General features: G+C 72.2%; 4 protein-coding genes. 2 read left to right on the top strand and 2 right to left on the bottom strand.

What is annotated here, in order from left to right; translation table 11 throughout:
• Window positions 1–432 precede the first annotated feature (432 nt).
• The gene (locus ACZ49J_RS43570) at window positions 433–996 is read left to right on the top strand and encodes a TetR/AcrR family transcriptional regulator (protein WP_467456836.1); all 564 of its coding nucleotides are present in this window, start codon (window positions 433–435) and stop codon (window positions 994–996) included.
• A gap of 23 nt (window positions 997–1,019) precedes the next feature.
• Here the strand turns inward: ACZ49J_RS43570 and ACZ49J_RS43565 are convergent, their stop codons facing one another.
• The gene (locus ACZ49J_RS43565; RefSeq protein WP_467456729.1) at window positions 1,020–1,976 is read right to left on the bottom strand and encodes a DeoR/GlpR family DNA-binding transcription regulator; all 957 of its coding nucleotides are present in this window, start codon (window positions 1,974–1,976) and stop codon (window positions 1,020–1,022) included.
• 169 nt (window positions 1,977–2,145) lie between these two features.
• Entirely contained in the window at window positions 2,146–3,594 is a 1,449-nt protein-coding gene (locus ACZ49J_RS43560) for an NAD(P)H-quinone dehydrogenase (RefSeq protein WP_467456731.1), read from the bottom strand.
• Between the two features lie 93 nt (window positions 3,595–3,687).
• Between ACZ49J_RS43560 and ACZ49J_RS43555 the strand changes: the two genes are divergently transcribed.
• Window positions 3,688–4,125 (top strand): gamma-glutamylcyclotransferase family protein, encoded by a 438-nt coding sequence (locus tag ACZ49J_RS43555; RefSeq protein WP_467456733.1) that lies wholly within the window; start codon window positions 3,688–3,690, stop codon window positions 4,123–4,125.
• Window positions 4,126–4,305 lie beyond the last annotated feature (180 nt).

The raw sequence follows: 4,305 nt of genomic DNA, 5'->3' as shown, positions 1-4,305 counted from the left end.
CCGCCCGCAGCGGCCGGCGTCCGCCACCGAGCACATGACGCACCCACAGCCCCGCCGGACCGAGGACGGAGACCTCGCGGCGCGCCCCCGACCCATGAACAAACGCGTAGGCGCACCAGCCACCACGGCGCCGCAGGTACCCGACAACCTGCGGGGACGCGCCCCTTAAGGGGCGCGGGGAACTGCGCGACCAGCCACAAACAACCCGCACCCGCCCCCCTGACAGGAACCCGGCAGACGAGACGCGCCCGCCCGCGAGCCGGAGGAAGGGACGCGGGGCTGTGTCGATTGCGGCTCCGCCGCGTGGCGCGACCAGCCACACAAACCCGCAGATGCCCGACAACCGCGCCCCCGACCCCGTACACACCCGAGGCGAACCACCCACGGCGAGAGCAGGTGACGGCCATGGCGAGCGGAGCGTCCCCGCGCCCGATGCGGGCCGACGCGCGTCGCAACCATGAGCGGCTGCTCACCGAGGCGCGCGCCGCCTTCGCGGCGCACGGTACGGACGCGTCCCTGGAGGACGTGGCGAAGCGCGCGGGTGTCGGTATCGGCACCCTCTACCGCCACTTCCCGAACCGGTACGCCCTGATGAGCGCGGTCTTCGAGGACGCCGTCGGACAACTCCTCGCCCGCTCGCGCGAGTTGCTCGACGACCCTCAGCCGTGCGCCGCCCTCGTGACGTGGCTGCGCGACATCATCAGGCACGCGGGCGAGTACCGCGGGCTGTCGCGGGCGCTCATGACCGTGTCGTACTCCGCCTCGTACGACGGTGACGGCGCATCGGAACTCGCCCGGTGCGGCGGTCCGATCCGTGAGGCGGGCAGCGCGCTGCTCGCCCGTGCGCAGGAGGCGGGCGCCGTGCGTCCCGGGGTCTCGATCGGCGACCTGCTCCAGCTGACGCACGCGATCGCCCTCGCGGCGGAGGAAACCCCCACCGACCCCGGTCTGGCCGACCGCCTCCTCACTCTCACCGTCCGGGGCCTGAAGCCGTAACGGAGAGACGTCGGCGGCGATCGTCAGCGGCGGCGGAGGTCGGCCACCCTCGCCCGTTCGGCAGCGGGGGACTGCTCGCCCGGGACCGCGGCCGAGCGGAGCAGCGGACCGGCGCCGGGGACCTGGCGGCGCGGGCCGGGCAGCGGCATGTCCCGGCGCCGCCCGGGCGGCGGTGCGGGTTCACCTCCGGCGTTTCCCGAGGTCCCGGCGACCGCGATCTGGACCCCCTGGTCCGCGAGCGCCTGGAGCTCGGTGGCCGCGCGGTCGTCGTGAGCGGGCGGCTCGTCGGTCACCAGCCGGGTGATCACGTCCGTCGGCACGGTCTGGAACATCGTGTCCGTGCCGAGCTTGGTGTGGTCGGCGAGGACGACGACCTCGGCGGCCGCCTGGACGAGCGCGCGATCGACGGACGCCGACAGCATGTTGGACGTGGAGAGCCCCCGCTCGGCGGTCAGTCCGCTCCCGGAGAGGAAGGCCCGCGAGACCCGCAGCCCCTGGAGGGACTGCTCCGCTCCGGAGCCGACCAGGGCGTAGTTGGAGCCGCGCAGAGTGCCGCCGGTCATCACGACCTCCACACGGTTGGCGTGGGCCAACGCCTGGGCCACCAGCAGCGAGTTGGTGACGACGGTCAGCCCGGGGACCCGCGCGAGCCGGCGTGCCAGCTCCTGCGTGGTCGTCCCCGCCCCCACCACGATGGCCTCGCCCTCTTCGACGAAGCTCGCGGCGAGGTCGGCGATGGCCGTCTTCTCGGCGGTCGCGAGATGAGACTTCTGCGGAAAGCCGGACTCCCGCGTGAACCCGCCCGGCAATACCGCACCGCCGTGCCGGCGGTCGAGGAGTCCTTCTGCCTCCAGTGCGCGCACGTCCCGCCGTACGGTCACTTCGGAGGTCTGGACGACGCGGGCGAGCTCACGGAGCGACACGGCCCCGTTCGCTCGCACCATTTCGAGGATCAATTGGCGACGTTCTGCAGCGAACACGAAACTGACAGTAACGCGGGCGACCGTCTGCTTTCAGCAGTTTGCGCCGAATAGCAGAAGTTGTTCGCATGGTGGTGCGCGAGGTGGTATATGGGCCCGATCCGGACCGCCCCATCAGCCCCGAACCCTGACAACTCCCCGCGACCGGCGGGGAGTCGGCACCCCGCTCTCAGACCTCGCCGCCGGACTTCCGGGTGTGCAACTGCCGTGCCACCTCGGCGATCGAGCCCGACAGGGACGGGTACACGGTGAAGGCGTTCGCGATCTGTTCGACGGTCAGGTTGTTGTCGACCGCGATCGAGATGGGGTGGATCAGTTCCGATGCGCGCGGAGCGACGACGACGCCACCGACGACGATCCCGGTGCCGGGCCGGCAGAAGATCTTCACGAAGCCGTCCCGGATGCCCTGCATCTTGGCGCGCGGGTTGCGCAGCAGCGGCAGCTTCACGCCCCGCGCGTCGATGAGCCCGGCGTCCACGTCGGCCTGCGTGTAGCCGACGGTCGCGATCTCGGGGTCGGTGAAGACGTTGGACGAGACCGTCTTCAGGTTCAGCGGGGCCACCGCGTCGCCCAGGAAGTGGTACATGGCGATACGTCCCTGCATCGCGGCCACCGACGCGAGCGCGAACACCCCGGTCACGTCACCGGCCGCGTACACGCCGGGAGCGGAGGTCCTGGAGACCTTGTCGGTCCAGATGTGCCCGGACTCGCGCAGCTTGACGCCGGCCTCCTCCAGGCCCATGCCCGCGCTGTTGGGGATGGCGCCCACGGCCATCAGGCAGTGCGAGCCGCTGATGACACGGCCGTCGGCGAGCGTGACCTCGACGCGGTCACCCACGCGCTTGGCGGACTGGGCGCGGGAGCGGGCCAGGACGTTCATGCCGCGCCGCCGGAACACGTCCTCCAGCACGGCCGCGGCGTCCGGGTCCTCACCCGGCAGCACACGGTCCCGGCTGGACACGAGGGTGACGCGCGACCCGAGCGCCTGGTAGGCGCCCGCGAACTCGGCACCGGTGACACCGGACCCGACCACGATCAGTTCCTCGGGCAGCTCGTCGAGGTCGTACACCTGCGTCCAGTTGAGGATGCGCTCACCGTCGGGCTGGGCGTCCGGCAGCTCGCGCGGGTGCCCGCCGGTGGCGATCAGCACGGCGTCGGCGGTGAGCGTCTCCTCGCTGCCGTCGGCGGCCCGCACCACGACCTTCCGGGACCCGTCGAGGGCCTGCTGCCCCTCCAACCGCCCGCGCCCGCGCATGACCCGCGCGCCGGCGCGCGTCACGGACGCCGTGATGTCGTGCGACTGGGCGAGCGCGAGCCGCTTCACACGCCGGTTGACCTTGCCGAGATCCACACCGACGACACGCGCGGGCGTGTCGATGTGCGGAGTGTCGTCGGCGACGATGATGCCCAGCTCCTCGTAGGAGGAGTCGAAGGTGGTCATCACCTCGGCGGTGGCGATGAGCGTCTTCGACGGCACGCAGTCGGTGAGCACCGACGCGCCGCCGAGGCCGTCGCAGTCGACGACGGTCACCTCCGCACCGAGCTGGGCGGCCACCAGGGCCGCCTCGTATCCGCCGGGTCCGCCACCTATGATCACGATCCGAGTCACGTACCCCATTGTCCCGCACGCCCCGAAGGAGCACTTCCTCGGGGGCGGGAGACACCCGTGTGACGCGGGGGGCGCGCGGCGTGGCTGCCGTACCCTCGGTCCATGTCGCTCTACGCCGCGTACGCCGGCAATCTCGACGCGCGGCTGATGTCCCGCCGCGCACCGCACTCGCCGCTGCGCGCCACCGGCTGGCTGAACGGGTGGCGGCTGACCTTCGGCGGCGAGCACATGGGCTGGGAGGGCGCCCTGCCGACGATCGTCGAGGCCCCGGACTCCCAGGTCTTCGTCGCCCTGTACGACATCGCCCCCATGGACGAGGCCTCCATGGACCGCTGGGAGGGCGTGAGCCTGGACGTCTACCGCCGCATGCGGGTCCACGTCCAGACCCTGGAGGGCCAGGAACAGGCCTGGACGTACGTCCTCAACGGCTACGAGGGCGGGCTGCCCTCGGCCCGCTACCTGGGCGAGATCGCCGACGCCGCGGAGTCGGCGGGGGCGCCGCACGATTACGTGATGGAGCTGCGGAAGAGGCCCTGCTGAGGCCTCCGGCTCGGGGGCGGGTGCGTCTCTCCCTCCGGGGGTGTGGGCGGGTGCGTCTCTCCCTCCGGAGTGTGGGCGGGTGCGTCTCTCCCCCCGGGAGTGTGGGCGGGTGCCTCTCGTCTGCCGGGCTCTGTCTGTGAACGGGCGCGTCTCTCCCCCCGGGAGTGTGGGCGGGTGCCT

The organism is Streptomyces sp. NPDC030840 (genome assembly GCF_055572015.1).
The sequence above is the reverse complement of the archived record's forward strand: the minus strand, read 5'-3'. Positions and strand labels throughout refer to the sequence as shown.

What these genes read in the sequence shown, in the direction of transcription:
- ACZ49J_RS43560 (WP_467456731.1), bottom strand. Translation starts at nt 3,594, where the DNA reads ATGGGGTACGTGACTCGGATCGTGATCATAGGTGGCGGACCCGGCGGA.
- ACZ49J_RS43570 (WP_467456836.1), top strand. Translation starts at nt 433, where the DNA reads ATGCGGGCCGACGCGCGTCGCAACCATGAGCGGCTGCTCACCGAGGCG.
- ACZ49J_RS43555 (WP_467456733.1), top strand. Translation starts at nt 3,688, where the DNA reads ATGTCGCTCTACGCCGCGTACGCCGGCAATCTCGACGCGCGGCTGATG.